The 21,755-nt window shown below is 33.7% G+C and carries 27 protein-coding genes and 1 pseudogene; 10 read left to right on the forward strand and 18 right to left on the reverse strand.

Annotated features, from left to right (window positions below; genetic code table 11):
• Positions 1-85 precede the first annotated feature (85 nt).
• The 8 genes from KA845_RS04910 to nagB form a co-directional block, all read right to left on the reverse strand.
• The gene (locus KA845_RS04910) at positions 86-1,486 is read right to left on the reverse strand and encodes an MFS transporter (RefSeq protein ID WP_210127812.1); all 1,401 of its coding nucleotides are present in this window, start codon (positions 1,484-1,486) and stop codon (positions 86-88) included.
• Positions 1,487-1,644: 158 nt separating this feature from the next.
• On the reverse strand, positions 1,645-1,917 hold the full coding sequence (locus KA845_RS04915) for a hypothetical protein (protein WP_021459287.1): 273 nt from the start codon (positions 1,915-1,917) through the stop codon (positions 1,645-1,647).
• On the reverse strand, positions 1,904-2,290 hold the full coding sequence (locus KA845_RS04920; protein ID WP_103388021.1) for a protein VraC: 387 nt from the start codon (positions 2,288-2,290) through the stop codon (positions 1,904-1,906). Before KA845_RS04920 ends, KA845_RS04915 begins: the two co-directional genes overlap by 14 nt.
• Positions 2,265-3,404 (reverse strand): thiolase family protein, encoded by a 1,140-nt coding sequence (locus KA845_RS04925; protein WP_103388020.1) that lies wholly within the window; start codon positions 3,402-3,404, stop codon positions 2,265-2,267. Before KA845_RS04925 ends, KA845_RS04920 begins: the two co-directional genes overlap by 26 nt.
• Positions 3,401-4,762 (reverse strand): AMP-binding protein, encoded by a 1,362-nt coding sequence (locus KA845_RS04930; protein WP_002510766.1) that lies wholly within the window; start codon positions 4,760-4,762, stop codon positions 3,401-3,403. Before KA845_RS04930 ends, KA845_RS04925 begins: the two co-directional genes overlap by 4 nt.
• Positions 4,763-5,097: 335 nt before the next feature.
• On the reverse strand, positions 5,098-5,646 hold the full coding sequence (gene hxlB, locus KA845_RS04935; RefSeq protein WP_002510765.1) for a 6-phospho-3-hexuloisomerase: 549 nt from the start codon (positions 5,644-5,646) through the stop codon (positions 5,098-5,100).
• 2 nt (positions 5,647-5,648) lie between these two features.
• The gene (gene hxlA, locus KA845_RS04940; RefSeq protein WP_103388408.1) at positions 5,649-6,281 is read right to left on the reverse strand and encodes a 3-hexulose-6-phosphate synthase; all 633 of its coding nucleotides are present in this window, start codon (positions 6,279-6,281) and stop codon (positions 5,649-5,651) included.
• Between the two features lie 130 nt (positions 6,282-6,411).
• Positions 6,412-7,137 (reverse strand): glucosamine-6-phosphate deaminase, encoded by a 726-nt coding sequence (nagB, locus tag KA845_RS04945; RefSeq protein ID WP_103388409.1) that lies wholly within the window; start codon positions 7,135-7,137, stop codon positions 6,412-6,414.
• Between the two features lie 365 nt (positions 7,138-7,502).
• On the opposite strand from nagB, the gene KA845_RS04950 reads away from it, so the two are divergent.
• From KA845_RS04950 to KA845_RS04965, 4 genes are all read left to right on the forward strand, one after another.
• Entirely contained in the window at positions 7,503-7,862 is a 360-nt protein-coding gene (locus KA845_RS04950) for a YojF family protein (RefSeq protein WP_210127813.1), read from the forward strand.
• A gap of 15 nt (positions 7,863-7,877) precedes the next feature.
• Positions 7,878-8,543, forward strand: coding sequence for a bacillithiol biosynthesis deacetylase BshB2 (gene bshB2, locus KA845_RS04955; protein WP_103388410.1), 666 nt, complete (start codon positions 7,878-7,880; stop codon positions 8,541-8,543).
• A 14-nt stretch (positions 8,544-8,557) separates the two neighbouring features.
• Positions 8,558-9,436 carry a GTP cyclohydrolase FolE2 gene (folE2, locus tag KA845_RS04960; protein ID WP_002509529.1) on the forward strand — a complete coding sequence of 293 codons (879 nt, stop codon included), beginning with the start codon at positions 8,558-8,560 and terminating at the stop codon, positions 9,434-9,436.
• A gap of 668 nt (positions 9,437-10,104) precedes the next feature.
• A complete protein-coding gene (locus tag KA845_RS04965) occupies positions 10,105-10,443 on the forward strand; it encodes a transcriptional regulator, SarA/Rot family (protein WP_002509528.1) in 339 nt (112 codons plus the stop codon).
• An 85-nt stretch (positions 10,444-10,528) separates the two neighbouring features.
• Here the strand turns inward: KA845_RS04965 and KA845_RS04970 are convergent, their stop codons facing one another.
• From KA845_RS04970 to tadA, 3 genes are all read right to left on the reverse strand, one after another.
• Positions 10,529-11,095 (reverse strand): NADPH-dependent FMN reductase, encoded by a 567-nt coding sequence (locus tag KA845_RS04970; RefSeq protein ID WP_002509527.1) that lies wholly within the window; start codon positions 11,093-11,095, stop codon positions 10,529-10,531.
• An 18-nt stretch (positions 11,096-11,113) separates the two neighbouring features.
• The gene (locus tag KA845_RS04975) at positions 11,114-11,983 is read right to left on the reverse strand and encodes a Cof-type HAD-IIB family hydrolase (RefSeq protein ID WP_002509526.1); all 870 of its coding nucleotides are present in this window, start codon (positions 11,981-11,983) and stop codon (positions 11,114-11,116) included.
• Positions 11,984-12,083: 100 nt separating this feature from the next.
• On the reverse strand, positions 12,084-12,575 hold the full coding sequence (gene tadA, locus KA845_RS04980) for a tRNA adenosine(34) deaminase TadA (protein WP_002509525.1): 492 nt from the start codon (positions 12,573-12,575) through the stop codon (positions 12,084-12,086).
• A 62-nt stretch (positions 12,576-12,637) separates the two neighbouring features.
• Here tadA and KA845_RS04985 point away from each other — a divergent pair, with 62 nt between their 5' ends.
• Positions 12,638-13,255 carry a deoxynucleoside kinase gene (locus KA845_RS04985; protein WP_021459104.1) on the forward strand — a complete coding sequence of 206 codons (618 nt, stop codon included), beginning with the start codon at positions 12,638-12,640 and terminating at the stop codon, positions 13,253-13,255.
• On the forward strand, positions 13,248-13,916 hold the full coding sequence (locus KA845_RS04990; protein WP_002509523.1) for a deoxynucleoside kinase: 669 nt from the start codon (positions 13,248-13,250) through the stop codon (positions 13,914-13,916). Before KA845_RS04985 ends, KA845_RS04990 begins: the two co-directional genes overlap by 8 nt.
• 50 nt (positions 13,917-13,966) lie before the next feature.
• On the opposite strand, the gene KA845_RS04995 is transcribed toward KA845_RS04990, so the two are convergent.
• From KA845_RS04995 to KA845_RS05015, 5 genes are all read right to left on the reverse strand, one after another.
• Positions 13,967-14,356 carry a hypothetical protein gene (locus KA845_RS04995; RefSeq protein WP_002509522.1) on the reverse strand — a complete coding sequence of 130 codons (390 nt, stop codon included), beginning with the start codon at positions 14,354-14,356 and terminating at the stop codon, positions 13,967-13,969.
• Positions 14,357-14,430: 74 nt separating this feature from the next.
• Positions 14,431-15,120 carry an HAD family hydrolase gene (locus tag KA845_RS05000; RefSeq protein ID WP_103388411.1) on the reverse strand — a complete coding sequence of 230 codons (690 nt, stop codon included), beginning with the start codon at positions 15,118-15,120 and terminating at the stop codon, positions 14,431-14,433.
• A gap of 233 nt (positions 15,121-15,353) precedes the next feature.
• Positions 15,354-16,430 carry a branched-chain amino acid aminotransferase gene (locus tag KA845_RS05005; RefSeq protein WP_021459102.1) on the reverse strand — a complete coding sequence of 359 codons (1,077 nt, stop codon included), beginning with the start codon at positions 16,428-16,430 and terminating at the stop codon, positions 15,354-15,356.
• Positions 16,431-16,767: 337 nt separating this feature from the next.
• Positions 16,768-17,934 carry an aminotransferase class I/II-fold pyridoxal phosphate-dependent enzyme gene (locus tag KA845_RS05010; protein ID WP_021459101.1) on the reverse strand — a complete coding sequence of 389 codons (1,167 nt, stop codon included), beginning with the start codon at positions 17,932-17,934 and terminating at the stop codon, positions 16,768-16,770.
• 19 nt (positions 17,935-17,953) lie between these two features.
• Entirely contained in the window at positions 17,954-18,481 is a 528-nt protein-coding gene (locus KA845_RS05015; RefSeq protein ID WP_227006523.1) for a sodium:solute symporter family transporter, read from the reverse strand.
• Positions 18,482-18,492: 11 nt separating this feature from the next.
• Here KA845_RS05015 and KA845_RS13155 point away from each other — a divergent pair.
• The 3 genes and pseudogenes from KA845_RS13155 to KA845_RS05025 form a co-directional block, all read left to right on the forward strand.
• Positions 18,493-18,573 (forward strand): annotated as a pseudogene (locus tag KA845_RS13155) (hypothetical protein); the annotation flags it as partial.
• Between the two features lie 57 nt (positions 18,574-18,630).
• Positions 18,631-18,792 (forward strand): hypothetical protein, encoded by a 162-nt coding sequence (locus tag KA845_RS13005; protein ID WP_021459099.1) that lies wholly within the window; start codon positions 18,631-18,633, stop codon positions 18,790-18,792.
• 4 nt (positions 18,793-18,796) lie between these two features.
• Entirely contained in the window at positions 18,797-19,081 is a 285-nt protein-coding gene (locus tag KA845_RS05025; RefSeq protein WP_258027394.1) for an LOG family protein, read from the forward strand.
• Positions 19,082-19,168: 87 nt separating this feature from the next.
• Here KA845_RS05025 and KA845_RS05030 read toward each other — a convergent pair whose 3' ends face one another.
• Entirely contained in the window at positions 19,169-20,455 is a 1,287-nt protein-coding gene (locus KA845_RS05030) for an MFS transporter (RefSeq protein WP_021459097.1), read from the reverse strand.
• 1 nt (position 20,456) lies between these two features.
• Complete coding sequence (locus KA845_RS05035; protein WP_103388414.1) at positions 20,457-21,215, reverse strand: glycerophosphodiester phosphodiesterase family protein; 759 nt, start codon at positions 21,213-21,215, stop codon at positions 20,457-20,459.
• 220 nt (positions 21,216-21,435) lie between these two features.
• Between KA845_RS05035 and KA845_RS05040 the strand changes: the two genes are divergently transcribed.
• The gene (locus KA845_RS05040; RefSeq protein ID WP_103388415.1) at positions 21,436-21,642 is read left to right on the forward strand and encodes a helix-turn-helix domain-containing protein; all 207 of its coding nucleotides are present in this window, start codon (positions 21,436-21,438) and stop codon (positions 21,640-21,642) included.
• Positions 21,643-21,755: the final 113 nt, after the last annotated feature.

Raw genomic sequence — 21,755 nt, forward strand, 5'->3', positions numbered from 1 at the left:
CAATGCAGTCAGCTACTGCCAATATTAAAAGAGGTTGGAACAAATCAATATTGTCCCAACCTCTTTTAATAATGCCGAAAATAAATTATACTCGTTTATCTTTCGTCCACCACAATGCTTTATCCGGATTTTCAACAAAATAATCATAATCTTCTTGATTGTCGACATTTGGATACGAACCTTTAAGTGATTTATGTGATGTACTAACATGTAATAAACCTACAACTAAAATCCCCACAATACTCATCGCCATTAAATAGTATGCTGGTGATAATGGATCGCCCGTTTTCGCTACTAAAGAAGATGCGATTAATGGCGTCGTACCACCAAATAACGAAACAGAGACGTTAAATGTTACAGCTAATGTACGATAACGAATATGTGTGTAGAACATTGTCGGTAATGAACTAGGCATCGTTGCTTCATATGTTGATAGGAAAAATCCTAAAATGAACACACCGATCACAATAAATGCAATATGTTCTAATTGCATTAGTGAGAATGCAAATACACTTGTCAATGTTAACCCGATTAACCCAATTAAAAAGACCTTTTTCTCTCCAACTTTATCAGCTAATCGTCCAAACATTAAAGCTAACGGTATCATAAATGCCATTACTAGTGTGATAATGACTGATACTGTTCCACTCTCCATTTTAATTGTACCTTGCAAATACGATGGTAAATATGACGTTACCATGTAATTTGTACAGTTGAAGAATGCCACTGCCACAAAGCAGACAATAATATCTTTATAGTAATAACGTATAATCGTATAGAAACGAATGGTGTCACGTTTTGGTTGTTTTTGAATGTCATTTTCATATACTGGTGATTCTTCTAGTTTTCTACGTAAATAGAAACCAAAAATACCGAAGAATAATCCTAAGATAAATGGAATTCTCCAACCCCATGTTGCCATTTGCTCATCATTTAACGCATAAAATAAAATTGCTGTAATTACTGAAGCACAAATGTACCCTGATAATGTCCCAACTTCTAGGCCACTACCTAAAGTATTTCGCTTTTTATCTGGAGAAGATTCAGCTACATACACCATTGCACCTGCATATTCTCCACCGGTTGAGAATCCTTGCAAAATACGAGCAACTAATAATAATATCGGTGCCCAAATTCCAATTTGATCATATGTAGGTAGTATACCTATTAACAATGTAGAAAATGCCATCATGATAATAGTTGTTGTTAATACTACTTTACGTCCGTACTTATCACCAATGATACCAAAGATAATGCCTCCTACTGGTCTCAGTAAGAACGCAATAGCGAAGGTTGCAAAAGTGAAAATTAATTTTAATTGGTCATTTTCAACTGAGCTGAAAAAGTTTTGACTAATGATGACTGCCAAGTAGGAATAAAGACCAAAATCAAACCATTCCATAGCATTGCCAAGGCCAGTAGCAAAAACAGTTTTTTTCGCTTTCTTGGCATTGACCATGTTTATTTCGTTTTTATCAAAATCCATTGAACATGTCACTCCTTTAACATGTTATAACATTATACGTAGTTAAAATTTTTTGTCAAATTTTAACAAAAATTATTTATTTAATTTTTAATAATCATACAATAGTCAGTTTTTTAGCATTTGTAATAATTATTTTTAAAATTAAGAAACGCATAACTTTATAGTTCATCGTTTTTAGTTAAGATTACTTTCTTTACCCCATTATCCGCATTCGAAACTATAATACAGGAGTCTGACAAGTCGCTTATGGTAATTTGTTCATTTATTTCAATCGGTTCAACGTATTTTATTTTAAAGTATTGCCAAGTTATATTGCACTCTGCAAAGACTATTTCTACCACTAATTGTCCAGGTACAATATCCTGATGTATGGGATTAGGGTCATTCACTAACGTTAAATATTGTTGCAACATCTCCTCAGAAATTTGCATTTTCAGACCTCCATTCTATGAACTGTTGTGTTATGGCTAGACACAATGAATGGTGTTCAAAAATTTCTAAAACAAATGTATATTTCGTATATTTTTTAAGTTGTTTAATATTTTTACATGTTAATTTAGCTTGATATGTCATATCACAGTTTAATTTATGATGTTGTGTTAAGTCAGTGCTGACAAGTGCAATACTACGGTCTTTAAATATTTGAAATAGCTTAAAATTTTGCCACACCCGAGCACATAGTAAAGGTGGTACTTCATCTGTTGCACCGTGTTTCATTTGGCATAAGTCTTTATAGTCTGTTACAAGTTGCTGGGAAAAATAAATGGATTGCCATTCGCTACCAACGTTCGAAGAGTATTGCATTACCCATGCCACCTCCAATCCCCATCGTTGCAATAGATTTACGCGCTGCCGTCATATAGAATAAGCGCGTCACAAGTGCAGCACCACTGGCGCCATACGGGTGACCGATTGCAATGGCTCCTCCATATTTATTTAACTGTTGCGGTGTAATATGTAACTGTTGTTGACTTGCAATTACTTGAGAAGCAAAGGCTTCGTTTAATTCTATGGCATCAATATCTTCTATAGTTAATTGTTGACGCTCCAATAATTGTTGCACTGCTGGGAATGGTCCAATACCCAACAGTTGAGGGTCGACCCCAGTTGTACGACCATCAACAAAACGTAAGCCGGTAGTATAACCGTAACGTTGTGCAGTTTTCGCCTCCATAATCAACAGCATGACTGCCCCATCATTTTTCATACAACAATTACCAACTGTAACAGTACCATCAGGCAATATTGAACGTAAGCGTGATAATTTTTTCAATGTTAATTTAGGCTTGATGCTTTCATCTAGTGCAACCTCTGCTCCTTTAACTGTTAAAGGAATTATTTCCTGGGACATAACCCCTTGTTGATGCGCTAATAGAGATTTTCTATGACTCTCATGGGCATATTTGTCTTGTGCTTCTCGCGACACATGATAAGTACGTGCCACATTTTCTGCTGCTTGAATCATAGATGGGTCTTGACCCTCTGGTGCAAAAGCAGCACGTTCATAAAATTCAGGTAATTTTGTATCATAGACGGATTGTGGTCTTTTAATTTTCCACGGTGCCCGACTTGTACTTTCGACACCACCAGCAATATAAATTTCGCCTGCGCCAGCTTGAATCATTCTACATGCATGCATGATTGCCTCCAAACCAGAACCACATTGTCTATCAAGCGTGACCCCTGGTATCGAGTGCGCTAATCCTGCTTCTAGCAATGATTTTCGTGCAATGTTACCACCATTTCCAACAACATTACCTAAAATAATATCATCCACACCGGCCAAACTATCAGAGTGTTGTAATTTAAAGTGATCATATAAAGTCATCAATAAATCTTCCGGCTCAAGGTGCTTCAAAACACCGCCATATTTACCAAATGGTGTACGCTTAGCTGCTACTATAACTGCTTGTTTCATCCCTTAAACTCTCCTTTTAAATAACGTTCCTTCATATGTGCACGTGCTATTTTACCGCTATGGGTATATGTCATTTTAGGTACTTTTACTACTTTAGATGGCACTTGATAACGTGCCAAATGCGTAATCAAATGACTTTTCATTGCTGTATATGAGATTTCACTTGATCCGGTATAAAGTAAAATAGCCAGTTCACCTAATTGTGCATGCGGACGACTAATAATCACAGCTTCTTCAATATCTGGATGTAACACTACTGCTTTTTCAATTTCCATAGGATAAACATTTTTGCCTCCGATAATCAGGCGATCATTTTCTCTACCATGTAAAAATAAATATTGATGAGTATCTAAATGAGCATAATCACCAATAGTAATCCACTCTTTAGTAGGTGTGCTTGCATCGACATAACCATCAAAGACCATGTCGCTGTTTACATACAACAAACCTATGCCCTCATTATCAGGTTCGACAATCTGGACTTTTACATTTGGAAATACTTTGCCAACGGATTGTGCTGGCGCACTATTATCAATGTTATAACTAATAAAACTAGCCTCTGAAGAACCAAAAAATTCTATCAGTGTTGCCTGACTAAATAATTGCTGAATGCGTGTTCTCAACGCAATATGTAATTTGTCACCTGTACTAAAAATATAGTGCAGGTATGGTATATGTGCGTAGTAATTAACTAATTGTTGGAGCATCGTTGGCACTCCCATAAATGCGAAAGTACCATCGTTCTGTTGCATGTTCCGTATACACTGTTGTGCTTCGAAGTGTTGTTGCCCAATAAATGTTCTACCAGTATATAAGGCAAACACACACGCATATAATGATAGTGAATGCGCAAGCGGTCCTGGAGCTACAATAACTTCAATGGGGTGAACCATTAATGCCTCATTTTGTTTATACGATGCAATCCAAGAGTTTTCACCACGATAATAAGCTTTAGGGATACCTGTCGTTCCTGAAGTAAATCCAATATGTAATAAATCAGTCACCTGTTGTACATGGTTATATTTGTGTTTTTCTGTTAATACGCCATCATCGTTAAGTTGATAATTAATATGATAATGTGCACAAATCTCTCTTAATTTGGCATCAGGCCATCTAAAATCACATACACACGGAACGCCACCCTTTAGTAATACCGCAAAATAGGCAATCATCGTAGCTAATGGATTCGTCATCGTCAAGGCAACACGTTGCCCATCGCTAATACTATCTAACATATCCGCTTGTTCTTTGATAGCGTGACACAGTTCCTCATACGTGACACAGTTAGCATCAAATATCAAAGCTTTTTTGTCAGGTTGAGTTTGTGCGAAATACTGTATATTGCTCCAAACTTTCATCTTTTCACCTTCACCCCTTTGTTAACCTATATATTTTATATATTAACATTTATAAGTTAACAACGTATATGGCATTACAGTAGTAACCTTAACCCAATTTATCCTATAAAAATAGCTAACATACCTTTTAAAATGGTAAAGATATGTTAGCTCAAATCGTTTATCAACTCTCATGTGGTGAACAATCCCACTTCTCCTTCAACAATAAACAATCTTATTATTTAGGGAAGCGCGAAAATACTGTGACAATATAACATTGTCTCCACGTTTGAAATTTATCGAAGATAGAAAAAAGTCTGAAACAGCTTACTGTTCCAGACTTTTTATTATTACTATTATTCTAAATTAGCGTGGTTCTGTTGCATTGTTTCTTCATCAACGTTTATCTCAGTCATTAAATCTAAAACAATACTATCTAAAAACACTTGTGATGCTTGTTCAAATAAGCTACCTAGAGGTTGTGCTGAACCTTCAGCATCATATTTCGTTCCCGCCGGTAATTCAATCACTGCATTTGCAAGTTCACCAATCTTTGACGTTGGATTTGTTGACAATAATACAACTTCTGCACCTACAGCTTTAGCTTTATCTGCTAATAATCTTAAATGTTCTGTCGAACCTGAGCCAGAAAGGATAACAAGCAAATCTTTTTCGGTAATGGAAGGTGTAGTGGACTCACCAACTACATGTGCCCCCTTCCCAAGCTGATTCAATCTCATCGCAAAACTATTTGCTACAAAACCCGAACGTCCTTTTCCAGATACAAAAACTTGCTCTGCTTTAATAATTTGCTTTAAAAACGTTTCGGCTTCACTGTCTTTCACATGTGATAATGTGTTGTCTATTTCATCTAGTATTAAACGATAATTTGTGATTTCTGTCATCATTATTTTCCTTCAATCGCAGCTCTACATTGTTTAGCAGCTTCTACAGGGTCATCAGCATTTGCAATGCCGCCACCAACAATAATTAAATCAGGATTTTCTGAAACAATATCTTTAATTGTATCTGGTTTAATACCACCTGCGACTGCTACTTTAGAATTACTAATTACAGATTTAACTTTACGTAAACTTTCTAAAGGAGATTGACCTTCAGCTTGTAAGTCATAACCAGTATGAACAGCGATATAATCTGCGCCTAAATCATCTAAATCTTTCGCACGTTTTTCTAAATCTTGTACTGCAATCATATCTACTAATAATTGTTTGCCATGTTTATGTGCTTCATCAACTGCTGCTTTAATTGATGCATCTTCTGCAACACCAAGGATGGTTACAACATCTGCGCCAAATTTAACTGCTTGGCTTACTTCGTAATCGGCAGCATCCATAATTTTTAAATCTGCTAATACTTTTACACCATCAACATTATCATTTAAATGCTGTACAGATGGTAAACCTTCATTGATTACTATTGGTGTACCAATTTCTACAATATCAACATAGTCTTTTACTTTATTAGCTAACTCTGCTGCTTCTTCTTTGTTTAATAAATCAATTGCTAATTGTAATTCCAATAATCTCATCCTTTCAATATTTCATCATATCTTAATGCTACTAAAATACACTTCAATATGCATAAAAACTGCTTATATTTCGTACATTACATCTCTACCCTGAGAAAACATGATTAAAACGATATGTTAATTAAAAAGGTGCTGCTGCATCGTCTACATATATTTCCACATTGGGATGTGCATGTAATATAGTTGCTGGCACATCTTTATTTACTTCTTTTTGTGCTAATTTTGTTATAGCTGCTCGTTTTTTCTCTCCAAATGCTAATAAAATAATCCGCTTCGCCTTTAAAATTGATGCTAATCCCATCGACACTGCTTGTTTTGGTACTTCAGCTTCATGTTCAAAATAGCGACTATTTGCCTGAATGGTACTTTCTGTTAAATCTACAATGTGTGTTGGGCTATTAAGATCAGTGCCTGGTTCATTAAAGCCAATATGACCATTTTCTCCAATGCCTAATATTTGAATATCAACCGGCCCTAACTCATCTATAAGTTGTTCGTAGCGCTTAGCTTCTTGATCTAAATCATCAGCATCGCCTCTTGGAATATAAGTTTGTGTTGTAGTAAAGTAAGGATATTGATTAAATAATATATCATTCATATAATAATGATAACTTTGTGGATGGTTTGAAGTTAAACCGACATATTCATCTAAATTGAACGTTATAACATCACTCACATCAAGTTGATTTTTATGCAATAACTCTACTAAAAATCGATACACGTCAACCATCGTCCCGCCAGTAGCTAGGCCTAACTTACTATGCTTATCACCGTTCATCTGCTTATATAATTCACACGCTACATAAAAAGATGCATAAGACTGCGAACCTAAATTAGTTATTTTCACAAAACTTCCCCCTCTATAAACTTTTCGATACTTTTATTTAAATGTATACTGTTGGCATCATTAACAGCAAATAACATTATCAACTCTTAGTTTATCATGGGGCTAGTTATTTAACCTAAAATCCTGTATCATTAATATTCAATTTATAAAATTAATTGAGCATAGTTATACATTTCTACCGCAGTTTTTAGTAGAATAGAAAAATAATAGTAATTAAATGTAGTTATTTTAATAAACTGGTATAGGATGTTTTTTCCTATTTAAAATATATTCTTATTCCGATTTTTAGTATTAGCATTCATGATATTAGTGAATGTTATGTTTAATCACTTAAATTACTAAACATCAAACAGGGAGTGAAGTTGTTGGAACTTATCGAACGAGAAAAAGTACAATCCATACTAACATCATATGCAAATAAGCCTGTTTATATCCATGTTGAGACTACAAATGGCGCGTATGCCAACCATTTTGATCAACGTGTTTTTAATGCAGGGACATTTTTAAGAAATATCAATATTACCTTTGAACATGCACAATTAAAAGGTGGCGACAAAGACCCATTTCGCGTTGGTTTAAAACTTACAAATAATGGATGGGTTTATGTACAAGGAGTAACACATTACGAAATCAATGATAATGGAGAATTTCTAATTGCAGGTTTTAATTATGAAGGTCAACTTGCAGCTACATTAGAAATCAGCACACAACCATTTAATATTTAAAGGAGGACACCACATATGTCAGAAGAAAATCACGTACTGGTTGTCTTTCCACATCCAGACGATGAAACATTCTCATCAGCCGGAACACTTGCACGCTATATTAATAACGGCGTTCCCGTCACTTATGCATGCCTAACTTTAGGTCAGATGGGTCGTAACCTCGGGAATCCACCGTTCGCAACTAGAGAGTCGTTACCAGATATTCGCGAAAAAGAGCTAGAAGCAGCAATGGAAGCAATAGGCATCACAGATTTACGTAAAATGGGATTGCGTGATAAAACTGTCGAATTCGAACCAAATGATGAAATGGACGCTATGATAAAATCATTGATAGATGAATTAAAACCGTCAGTGATTATTTCATTTTATCCACAATTTGCAGTGCACCCTGACCATGAAGCCACTGCAGAAGCAGTCGTACGTACTGTCGGTCGTATGCCTAAAAATGAAAGACCAAGATTACAATTAGTAGCATTTAGCAATGATGCTCCCGAAAAATTAGGTGAGCCTGATATCTTAAATGAGATCAGTGATTATAAAGAGGTAAAACTACGCGCATTTGAAGCACACGCATCACAAACAGGTCCTTTCTTACAACAATTGGCCACACCGGAACTATCTGGTGAAGCAAAAGGCTTCTTAGAAGTTGAACCTTATTGGACTTATAACTTTGAATCTTAAGTGGAGGCAATAGCATGACTGAATTTGATTTATCTACAAGAGAAGGCAGATGGAAACACTTCGGTTCTGTCGACCCTATCGAAGGTACCAAACCAACAATTAAAGAAAAAATGAAAGACCTACAAAGTACGCATAAAAATTTCTTGTTTGAAATAGAAGAAGTTGGCATTAAAAACTTGGTCTATCCTGTACTCATTGATCGTTTCCAAACTGCTGGTACATTTAGTTTTTCAACGAGTTTAAAACTAGATGAAAAAGGCATTAACATGAGTAGAATTTTAGAAAGTGTGGAAAAACATTACAATAATGGGATTGAGTTAGATTTCACTGCTTTATATCAAGTATTACAAAGCTTACAAAAAAGTATGAATCAAAATGATGCCGGTGTCGATGTGTCTGGTAAATGGTTCTTCGATCGCATTAGCCCAGTAACTAACATTAAAGCAGTCGGACATGCAGATGTTACTTATGGTTTAGCTATCGATAAACACTCCGTTACCAGAAAAGAATTAACTGTCGAAGCGGCAGTTACTACACTGTGCCCTTGTTCAAAAGAGATTAGTGAATATTCGGCACATAATCAACGTGGTATTGTTACGGTCAAAGCATATATGAATAAAGATAAAGAACTTATCGATGATTATAAAGAAAAAATCTTAGATGCTATGGAAGCAAATGCAAGTTCTATCCTTTATCCAATTTTAAAAAGACCTGACGAAAAAAGTGTCACTGAACGTGCCTACGAAAACCCTCGTTTTGTCGAAGATTTAATTCGTTTAATCGCTGCAGATTTAGTAGAATTAGACTGGATAGACGGTTTTGATATTGAATGTCGTAACGAAGAATCAATCCACCAACATGATGCTTTTGCTAAATTAAAATATCGTAAATAATTTCATATAAACATTTTAAGAGACTGGGACAAAATTGATTCGTCCCAGTCTCTTTTTGTATTAGCATTAAATTGCCCTTAAATTTTAGGTCTCCTAAGCGTTTATCTATAATATTAGCAGTCTTTTGTGCCAACTCCTGCGGGAATAGCACTTGCCGAAGACTACAGGCTAAGGCAGTGCCCGCGGAAAGCGTGCACAAAAACTGCCAACAAAGCCGGAAACTTGGTCAGTTTTAGCCATCCATGTCGAAGTAAGACAACGCAATCCATTTAATAAATTCAGATTTCTATCCCACCCCCATTTTGTTAATTTGTAAATAAAAGCATTATTTATTAATATTTTAACAATATCTAGATTATCAACATTTTATATAGTAAATATTTAGCTACTAAGAGTAAAAAAACTTTATTTCTATCTAGTCAAAAAAATATTACAATAATGGGCATATAGTAAATACTTATATGGCTACTACTTAATACCTGTTAACCATCTTATTTTAAATTTATTTTCCACCTATTATACATACATTAAAGTGACACAATGTTCGATAACACACTATCATTTCACACACAGAAATAACTCAGCTTAATTGATTTTTTATATAGCCGGAATTTATTAAAAATCCGACTCACTGACATTGTCACTTTATTCATTGGAGGTTTTATATTATGAATATTATTCATTACGAAGAAAAACGTACTTTAATAAAACGATTAATCAAGCAAGATTTAAATTTAACATTAGTTGAAATTGTTATATTAGATAAAATTGCGACAATTAATAAGCACAGCATCGAAGCAACTGAATTAAAACAAGCACTGTACAACAAAAACACACCCATTTCAACACAACTCAGTAACCTTATCGCTTTAGGTTTACTCAAGAAAGAACGTGATTTACACGATGAACGCCGCATACACTTATATGATATTCAATTAGCTAAAATCAACAACTTACTTTTACGGTTCAAAGAAATTGTTAACACTGTAATTATGACGCCACAATAAAAGCTACTTAAGTACGACGCCTTACGTAGACCGATGTAACTGTCTCTAACGCAAACATCATATTTAAGTAGCTAAGAAAAATGGTTTATTTTAAATGTTCATATGGACTATTTTGAGCAAATGAAACAATTTGATCTACGAACAATCTCGCACGTAATTGGAACTCTTCATTTGCTAAATAATATGTACCATCATCTAATTTTTTATAATCAGAGTCATGTGTAGCAATTTGAGTTGGTATCGCGATACCTAATAATGTACGGACGATCAAACGTAAATGAGATAGTGGTTCTGCACTGACAATTCCACCACTGTTACCAATTAAGCCAACTGGTTTCATTTTAAAATCATCCATAGTTAAATGATCTAACGCATTTTTTATAATACCAGAGTACGAACCGTGGTAGTTTGGTGTACCTAGCACGAAAAAGTCCGCTTCGCGTGCTTTAGTTTGTAGCTCTTGTAAATTTGCTTTGTAAGTTTCTAGAGGCGCTAACGCTCCTGAAACATCTAACTGATGTATAGGTTTATCAGCTAAATCAAAAATTTCTACTTCAAAATCATGCGTTTCAAAATGACCTTTCAAATATTTTGATAACGCTGTTGTATGAGAGCCAACTTTGGCACTTCCAACAATTATTAAACCTTTCATTTATGTCACCTCATAGTATTATTTGTTACATTCTGCAAGCAATTTCATGATGGCTTTGCCCACACCACTGTTTTCATTTGTTTCAGTGATATATTTAGATGCTGCTTTCACTTCTTCAGTACCATTTGACATTGCTACCGGATAACCAACACGTTCTAACATAGAAATATCATTGAGATTATCTCCTATCGCCATAACATTATCCATATCAATATGTAGTTTTTCGGCAATTGTAGCTAATGCAATTCCTTTTTGAGCATCCGCATGTGTGATTTCAATATTCCCTCTAGAAGAAGAAGAAACAGCTAGACTACCAGACTCGGCCAACTTAGCACTGACACGATCAATCTTCTCCAAATCGCTATCAAATGCTAATATTTTCATGACGATTTCTCCGGGAGTTTCTTTAATTTTATCGTAGTTTTCCACCACTTTTAACGTACCATTATCAATACGTTTTTGAATACCAGCTTTAATCTTTTCAACATCTGCTTGTTGACCTGCACGTTCTGCAATATCGATATAAATTTCTAAATCACGTTCTGGATTTTCCGTATAAATACCAATATTCGTATAGATTTGATAATAAATATCTTCACTGTTCAGTTCACCAGTAATTCTATCAATTAACTCACGGTTTAAATTTGAAGTACTACTAATATTGAAAGATTCATCCCTAACTTCTGCACCATTCAAACATATATATGGTACTTTTAAATCAGTTTGTGCAACGGGTGTACTCGCTTCATAAAAAGCTCTTCCTGTGGCAATAACTACTGTGATACCTAGTGATTGCGCATAATGAATCGCATTTATATTCTCCTCTGAAATCTCATGTGCCGCATTTAATAACGTCCCGTCCATATCTGTTGCAATTAAATTTATCATTATTAATGACCTCATTTCCTTCTTTTCTCAATCACACAAACACTATGAATTATTCTCATTTGCCACAAATTTGTAACACATTATATAGTTTAATAAATCTTTAGCTATTTGTATTATCCTCTGTTCGACTGATTTTTTTCTGTTTTCTAATGTTTTTAAAAAAACACGTTAACATTTCAGCACAACTTTGCTCTAATATACCAGATGTTACACTGGCACGATGATTAAATCGTGCTTCTTGTATTAAATCCATCAAGCTACCGCCACATCCACCCTTCGGATCTGGTGCGCCATACACAACATGTGGTATACGACTCATAACAATAGTCCCTGCACACATCACACAAGGTTCCAAAGTAACATACAATGTACAACCTTCTAAGCGCCAACTACCTATTACTTCAGCTGCCTTTTGAATTGCAATATGCTCTGCATGCGCTGTTGGGTCTTGCAAAGTTTCTCTCAAATTATGTGCTCTAGCGATAACTTCTTCATCTTTCACAATGATTGCACCAATCGGTACTTCTCCAATATTATTTGCTTTGCGTGCTTCTGCCAACGCAATTTCCATATAAAATTCATCTCTTGTCATGGGTCTTACTCCTCACATATGGTACAATACTTATTGTCTATTTTAACATTGGAGCGTTAATTATGAAAAACACATTTATAGCAATAGAGGGACCGATTGGTGTCGGTAAATCCTCATTAACACATAAACTCAGTTGTGAGTTCAATTTTTACGAAGAAAAAGAGATTGTCGATGAAAATCCTTTTTTATCAGAGTTCTATGAAGACATTTCAAAATGGAGCTTCCAAACCGAAATGTTTTTCTTATGTAATCGATATAAACAATTTCAAGACATTGCCCAAATTCAAAATGGTATTGTCAGCGATTATCATATCCACAAAAATAAAATATTTGCACATAACACACTTACACCTGTAGAGTTTGAAAAATTCTCCCGTATCTATGATATTTTAACTGAAGACTTACAAATGCCTAATATGATTATCTTTCTGGATGCCGACTTACAAGTGTTAAAGTCACGAATTGCACAACGCAATCGTAGCTTTGAGCATCAAATTTCAGATGACTATTTATTATCATTGAAACGAGATTATAATCAATATTACGATACGTTAAAAGCTGAAGGTGCGAATGTCATTAAAATTGATACGACCCATCTTGATTTTGTACAACACGCAGATGATTATGCTTATATATTAAATTTAGTGAAACCCATGATTGGAGGAAATGTACATGAATAATTACGGTATACCACAAGACGCAGTGATTACCATTGCGGGTACAGTAGGTGTAGGTAAATCAACGTTAACTAAAGCATTAGCCGAACGCTTAAACTTCCGTACTTCTTTTGAGAACGTAGAACATAACCCATATTTAGATAAGTTTTATCACGATTTTGAACGTTGGAGCTTTCATTTACAAATATATTTCTTAGCCGAACGTTTTAAAGAACAAAAACGTATGTTTGAATATGGTGGCGGCTTTATTCAAGATCGTTCTATTTATGAAGATGTCGATATTTTTGCGAAAATGCACGAAGAACAAGGAACTATGACTCCTGAAGATTTCCATACGTATTCTGAATTATTTAATGCTATGGTTATGACACCATACTTCCCAAAACCAGATGTCCTTATTTATTTAGAATGTGATTATAATGATGTCATTGAACGTATTAAACAACGTGGCCGTCAAATGGAAATTGACACAGATCCTGCATATTGGCAAAAACTATTCCAACGCTATGACAATTGGGTTAGCGAATTTAACGCTTGTCCAGTAGTCAGAGTTAACATCAATGAATATGACTTACATGATGACCCAGACTCCCTTGACGGTGTCATCAATAAAATCAAAACAGTTATTGATACTTATAGAAACGTAGATCAACGACAACATTAAATATTCAACCTAAAAAGAGGAGCTATGAGTAAACTCATGCCCCTCTTTTTTTATTCTAAATGATGTCGATGAATAATTTTTTCTATGTCTTCTTCAGCCACCACTGCACTATAATAATCATCAAGTGATGCAACTAAACCAAACGTATTCGCTTTTTCTTGATCATTTGTACCTATATAATGATTGCCTTCATTATCTTGATAATAGTCAAATATAGCCCCTTGATATCGTGCTTCTTGAAACAACTCATATAACTCATCTAACTTATCACGTTGCACATGTTTATAATACAGCGTATGTAATGTGTGTGTTGTAGTTTCTGCTTGAAATCCCTTTAGTTCGCTCGCTGCATCTTCTGTAACAAGCAACACTTCACTACCACTTATATCAACAACTTTATATGTTTCGCTTTGATATACAGCATACTTCCCATCAATCACGTCTCTCACCTCTGTTATAAAAAAGTCATAATATACGTTTCGTATATTATGACATATCTTAGAAAACTCTACTATTAATTTAATATATCTAACACTTGATTGGCAGTAGGTAAAATATAATCTGCTTCTGTAAACGTTTCTTTAATATCCACACCCGTTAATACTGCAACACTAAGCCCAAGTTGTGCATTTTTCCCAGTTTTAATATCATTAGCTGTATCACCGACGATCATAACATCAATTGAATCGACATCATAGTTATCAAATAATGGTTTTAGCACCTCTGGATTAGGTTTCTCTACTGCATTTGCTTCAGTTGAAATAACCACATCAAAGTATTTATGCATATTTGTATCAGTTAAAAATTGTTCGACACCTTTTTTCGTATCGCTAGTAACAATACCTAGTTTATAGCCCTGCTGATGTAAAGCTTTGACTGTTTGATCGACACCTTCTACCCACACATTTTCAGGCACACGTTGATCAACTAATGTTTGACTTCGTTGTTGCGCCCATGATGAGACATCTTGACCTGCTAGGTTATCAAAGGCATTAATGATTTCATCTAACGAGCCAGACGCCATAACTGTACCTTGTTGAATTTCATTATTCACGATACCTAATCGCTTATAAGCCTCTGTCACATCACCTATAGCCGATTCATATTGTATCATAAAGTCATCTACTAATTGGAGACCAATCTTCATCCAACTCCTATCAAAATGTATCAATGTGCCATCTTTATCAAATAAAATCCATTTCATAAGTGCCTACTCTCCCATACTTACATCCATTTTATTAAGTTCATATCAATTATGCCATGCTATAGCATAACTATTAGTATTATACTTTCTCATCATATCAAAAAATGATACTCAATTTAATTAAAAAAGAAGTAGCGCTGAAATCAATAGATTTTCATGCCCTACTTCACTGTACTATGTTACAATTTTAGTTAATTTTTGCGTATAATAATATTAGTTATAACATAAAAAGTTTAATATTTAGGAACAACTACTCTCCAATTTTGTGGATCAGCTAATTGACCACTTTGAATGCCAACATAGTTGTCATAAAGTTTTTGCGTAACTGGACCTGTTTCATTATTATTAATAATAATTTCTTGTTCACCATACTTCAATTGGCCTACTGGTGAAATAACTGCCGCTGTACCTGTACCAAACACTTCAGTTAACTCACCTTGTTTATGAGATTCAATTAATTCCTCAACGGATACACGGCGTTCTTCTACTTCATAACCTAATTGTTTGGCTAGCTCAATTACCGATTTACGTGTAATACCTGGTAAAATACTGCCATTCAATTCTGGTGTTATAACTTTACCATTTTCGACGAAGAAGATATTCATACTGCCAACTTCTTCTACATATTTTTGTTCCACACCATCTAGCCATAACACTTGATCATAACCTAATTTAGAGGCATTCGTTTGCGCTAATAAACTCGCTGCATAGTTACCTGCTACTTTAGCATGGCCAACGCCACCACGAACTGCACGCACATATTCATCTTCTACATAAATTTTAGTTGGACTTAATGATTCACCACCATAATAAGAACCAGACGGCGATAAAATGATAAGTAATTTATAAGAGTAAGATGGACGTACTCCTAAAACACCTTCTGTAGCAAAGACATAAGGTCTTATGTATAATGATTGTCCTTCACCTTCTGGTACCCAATCACGTTCAATATCTACAAGTTGTTTTAATCCTTCTAACACTGTCTCTTCATCTACTTGGGGCATTTCTAATCTTGCTAAAGAGTGATTGATACGTTTAAAGTTTTCATCAGGTCTAAACAAGACAACTTCGCCATTATGTTTGTATGCCTTCAAACCTTCAAATACAGCTTGACCATAATGTATTGCTTGAGCGGCTGGAGAAATTTCAATTGGACCATACGGCACAATTTGTAAATTATGCCATCCTTTATCTAAATCATAGTCGTAGCTCAACATATAGTCAGTGAAATACTTTCCAAAACTTAAATCAGTTGGATCAGGTTTTTCTTTAAGATTTTCACGTTGCACAAATTCAATTTTTTCTGACATAGCGTATTCCTCCAGTATATTCGTAATTCATATGTATTATAAAGTATATCAATCCATATAGTCGCATTCAATAATTTTCAAAAAATTTAAACAAATTGACTAATAAGAAACAACGACCTTTGCGTTATAGAGGTCTAATCAATAGATTATCTACTCTACATATTATTTTAATTGGCTAATCAAGATAATTCTTACGAATAAAACTGCCACTCATATTTATTTTCAAATATATCTAAACTTTTAAAATAAGCTAATAACTATATTAAATGTGCCTATCTACTTGCGATACGTTAAATGATGTTTCAACATAAAATTACAAACAATATTCTTTTGCTTATTAATTTACTTGCTTATCATAGTTTGCTAAAAATCGTTGTAGTCTATCACATGCTTCTGCTATTTCTTGCATAGTACAAGCAAATGACAATCTAATATGTCCCTCACCAAATTGTGAAAATGATTTCCCTGGTACTACGGCTAGTTGCTCACTTTCTAAAAGCTCCGTACAAAATTCAAATGAATTTGGATTATATTGACTAATATCAGGAAAAATATAAAAAGCACCTTCTGGTTTTTCAACAGGTAAACCCATCTTTTGAATTCGACTATATATATAATTACGTCGTTCCACATACGCTTGACTCATTTTTTTAATATCTTCATCACCATGTTTCAATGCGCTGATTGCTCCATATTGACTTGGTGTAGCAACACATATTGAATTATATAAATGTACAGCTGTTACTTGCTCAATTAGATGGGGCGTAGAGAGTACATAACCTATTCTTGCACCCGTTAATGCATGGGATTTAGATAAGCCATTTATTACAAATAGTTGATTGCGAATTGCTGGAAATTCCATAAATGAGCGATGTTTCCGTTCATAAACATTTTCACTGTATATTTCATCGGTAATAATATAAATGCCTGTACCTTTTAGTACATTGACAATCGATGCTATTTCATCATAAGTCAGCGTCGTGCCTGTTGGATTTGTAGGATAATTAAAAATAACTGCTTTCGTCTTTTCAGTAATAGCTTGTTCAAGATTGTTCGCCGTAGGTTTAAAATTTGTAGTTGTGGTATCTACCAATTTAGTATCACAACCTGCTAATTTTATAATAGGTTCATAACCTAAATACGTAGGAGAAGGCAAAATCACTTCATCACCCGGATTTAATATTGTCCTCAATACGTCATCTATACCTTCAGAGCCCCCATTAGTCACGACAATTTCATTTTCAGGATTAAAATATGTTTGATGCCTGTTAAAAGTATATTCTGAAATAGTTTCTCTTAACTCCAACAGACCTTTGTTATGTGTGTAACGTAATTTGTTGTCTGTTATTGCCGCAATCATTGCTTCTTTAATATATTCAGGTGGGTCAAATCCTGATTGCCCTAAGGTTAAATCAATCGTATTTTCATATTGATCAACTTTATTTGCAAATTGACGGGTACCAGGTACTTCAATATCATAAATATATTGATTTAATGGCTTCATCGAAAAACCTCCTTTTATTTCACTCGGTACGCGTTGAATCAATACTATTCTTTTTCTTTGCTACGTTATTATCATAATACGATATACCTAGTAAAGTAAGTGTGTTTAAAATAATCGCATAAATAATTGTTCCGGTTGAACTTGGACCAACAATAATTAAAGATAAAAAAACTGTAATAATACTAACTAGAATTGCCAAAAATGCTGCTCTACCAGTAATCCATTTGAAAAATATTCCTAACATAATTGGCATAAAAATAGCTCCTGTTAAAATAGCATAAGCGATATCGATTGCAACGAGCACTTCTTTAATCGACATTGCAATTACAATGGCAATAATAGCAAGGCACAAAGTCGTTATACGCGTTAATAATAAAAACATTTTGTCCTCGATATTTTTAAAGAAAAACGGCTTTAATAAATCATTGGCAATAATGGTAGCTGATGCGAGTAATGTTCCAGAAGCAGTAGACATAATAGCAGCTGCGAGTGCTGCAAATACAATGCCTAATAAACCGGGTTGTAATGTCTCAAATGCCATATGCATAAATACATTTTGTGTATAAGGAAAATTTAGTTTACTGCGATTTATTTGAACACCTCATATTACACACGCTAATTGCGAAAGAATCTAATGGTATTCATGGACTAGCAGGATATCTTGTATTCATCTTACCCAATATTGAGGAATGGTATGTGAGTGAAATAGATCCTATACTAGAATGGCAAAAGTATTGTAAAGATAAGGCTAACTTATCAAAAGAATATACTGAACAATTATTAATAGAGATTGATAAAAAAGTAAATAATACTGATATGTATAAACAATATAAACAAGAAATATCTAAAAATATCTAAATTCATAGAATTAGGGCAAGCTTGCATAGCTCTTCCTGGGGGCCCAGGTACTTTGGAAGAAATAACAGAAGTGATATCTTGGGCAGGTGTTGGCAAAAATGATAGTCCTTGTATATTCTATAACATAAACAGTTATTATCATCCAATGGAAAATATGTATGATGACATGGTTCAAAATGGCTTTTTAACTATAACTGATAGAGAAAAAACACTTTTTAGTAATTCTTTAGATTCTATAGAAGAATTTATTTCTAATTATGAAAAACCAGTAGTACGTAGTTATAAATAAAAAGCAGCGATAATTATCGCTGCTTTTTTAATACCTTTGAAACCTCGTTTATTGCAGTGGTGGAGTAAAAAAGTACACCTAATTCACTTATATAGTATTTCCGCTTTTTCGTTTGTTAATAATAACTAATAATAAGGAGGATAAACTACCTAAAATAGCTATTCCTATACCTATTTTAAATATCAATTCGTAAGCAACGATTTTATCATCAGAATACAAATCAAGTAATGACCCATTCATGGTATAAACCCAAAATATTGGAGCGTAAGCAACAAAAGATCCTATGCTCATTGCAGACCCCATATATTTCTCAGGTATCTTAAGTTCTGCTATCGGAGCTAAAATAACGCTTTTAGATAAAAAGGTAGTTACTGAGAATAAGATTAAAAGTACAAAACTGAAAATCATATCCACTTTAAAAAATACAACAATCGATAATGTGACAGCCGAAATTAATAAAGCAACAGAAATCATTTTAGATGAGGATTTAAAAACGAAATCTGAAACAACTCCAGCTACAAGCCCCATTAAAACGCCCATTAAACCAGTATTAAAAATCCCAAATAATGCTGTTTGCGACGTCGATAAATTATACATGTTTTGTAAATATGGGACACTATAGATTAAAATTATGTAACACCAATATATAGTTAAAGCACTGATTGAAGCAAGCCAAACCTTTGGTTTTGAGAAAACAAAAAAGATTCCCTTAAGCGCTTCGAGTGACTTATTTGATGTATCACTTTCATTGATTTCTCCCTCTACGGCTATACCATTCTTAGGTACATACTTAATAATTAAGAAAATAAGAGGTATTATTAATAAATTATATATCAACATACCTCCTTTAAATATAATAAGTCCACTAAAGAGTGCCATAACAGCAACGATTAATAAATTCATTAGCATTTCTTCTGCTCGTCTCACCGATTCTAAGAGACCAAAACCGAGTGCACGTTTATTTTCGTTAGTAAATAAAGTAACTCCATTTAATACTGCTGGCCAAAAGAAAGCGTCCACTATTCCCCATATAATGGCAATTATTTTTAAAATACTAAATGAGGGAGAAAACATTATTACGACAGTCATGGTAACAAAGCGAACGACCAAACCAAAAATTAATATAGATTTAACAGAAAACCTGTTGTTTATCCATCCGCCAGGTATATAGAAAAATACAGATATACCAATTAAACTAAATATAACGCCTAACTCTGAATTAGATATGTTCAAAACTTCAAGTAATAAATTGTAAAAAGTTCCTTTGAAGGCTTCAAAACCTGAGTATATAAGTTGTCCTGCTGTTAAAACAGAAAAGAAACCTACTAGGTCTTTTCTATTTTTTAAGCCTAATTTTTCAATTAACATATTCATATTACTGCACCGTTTCTTCCGAACTTAGGTGTAGTAACTCATTGGCTATATCTGTAAATATGCCGTTTACGCCCCAATTAAACAGTTCGTTAGCTCTTTCTTTATCGTTTACTGTCCAAACATTTAAAGTATAACCTTGAGTAATAATATGATTAACCTTTTCTTTTGTTAATCCTTTATCCTCTATATGTATAGTTTTAGATCCTAAATAATCGACGATTGATTGCCAATCTGGATAAAATGCATGTTCTTCAAATAAAACAGCTCTTTCAACTTCAGGCAATGATTCTTGAGCTAATTTTAATAACGTAAAATTAAAACTAGATATAAGCACTTTAATATTGTCATTCAATAAACCAAGATTTTCTTTTAAAAGTTGGATTAACTTTTTCGATTGGTTTACACTATTATTGCCTGTAACACCTTTCAATTCAATATTCACATTAAGATCATATTTGTTTACAATATCGATTAATTGTTTGAATGTAGGAACTGTTTCTTTATTGTATTGTTCCCCGAACCATAGTCCAGCTGAAGCATTTTTAATATCTTCATAATATGATTTAGATACTTCACCCGTCGTGTTTGTTGTTCTATCTAAAAAGTCATCATGTATAATAATTAATTCTTCATCAGCTGTAATAGCTATATCTATTTCTATCCAATTTAAACTATCAATTTCCCCACATTTTACAAAAGAAGCTAATGTATTCTCTGGTGTGATTTTAGGTAAACCTCGATGTGCAAATATTGTATTCATTTATAAGACTCCTTATTATTTTATTCGACAATATATGATACTACATTATGTAAACGCGTCCAACACCTTTTTCAAAATTTGTTAATAATGTTCAATTTATATTTAACATTATTAACAAAGAGGGCATATAGAAACAAATTAATAATATAAAAAAGACTTCTTAGAATTGATGTGCACCCCAATAGTTAGATTTTTAGTCTAACTTTTGGGGTGTATTTTTATGGGTAAACATTATAAATATGAATTTAAATTAAAGGTAGTTCAAGAATATTTAAATAGTTCATTAGGTTATAGAGCATTAGCAAAGAAATATGAAATATCGACTAAAAGTTTAATCGAAAGATGGATTGCACAATATAAAGAATTTGGACCCGAAGGGTTAAGTAAACGATCGTTTTTGACACAAAACCTCTCACTTTTACAGTGAGAGTGTTATTTTACTTGCTATATGAGAATGTTTTAACTTTATAAATAAGAAAGAGAAGTACAACTAATATTAGTTGTACTTCTCTTTCTTATTTATAAAGTTAAAACATTCTC

The organism is Staphylococcus sp. GDX8P114P-2 (genome assembly GCF_017892945.1).
GTDB classification, from domain to species: Bacteria; Bacillota; Bacilli; order Staphylococcales; family Staphylococcaceae; genus Staphylococcus; species Staphylococcus arlettae.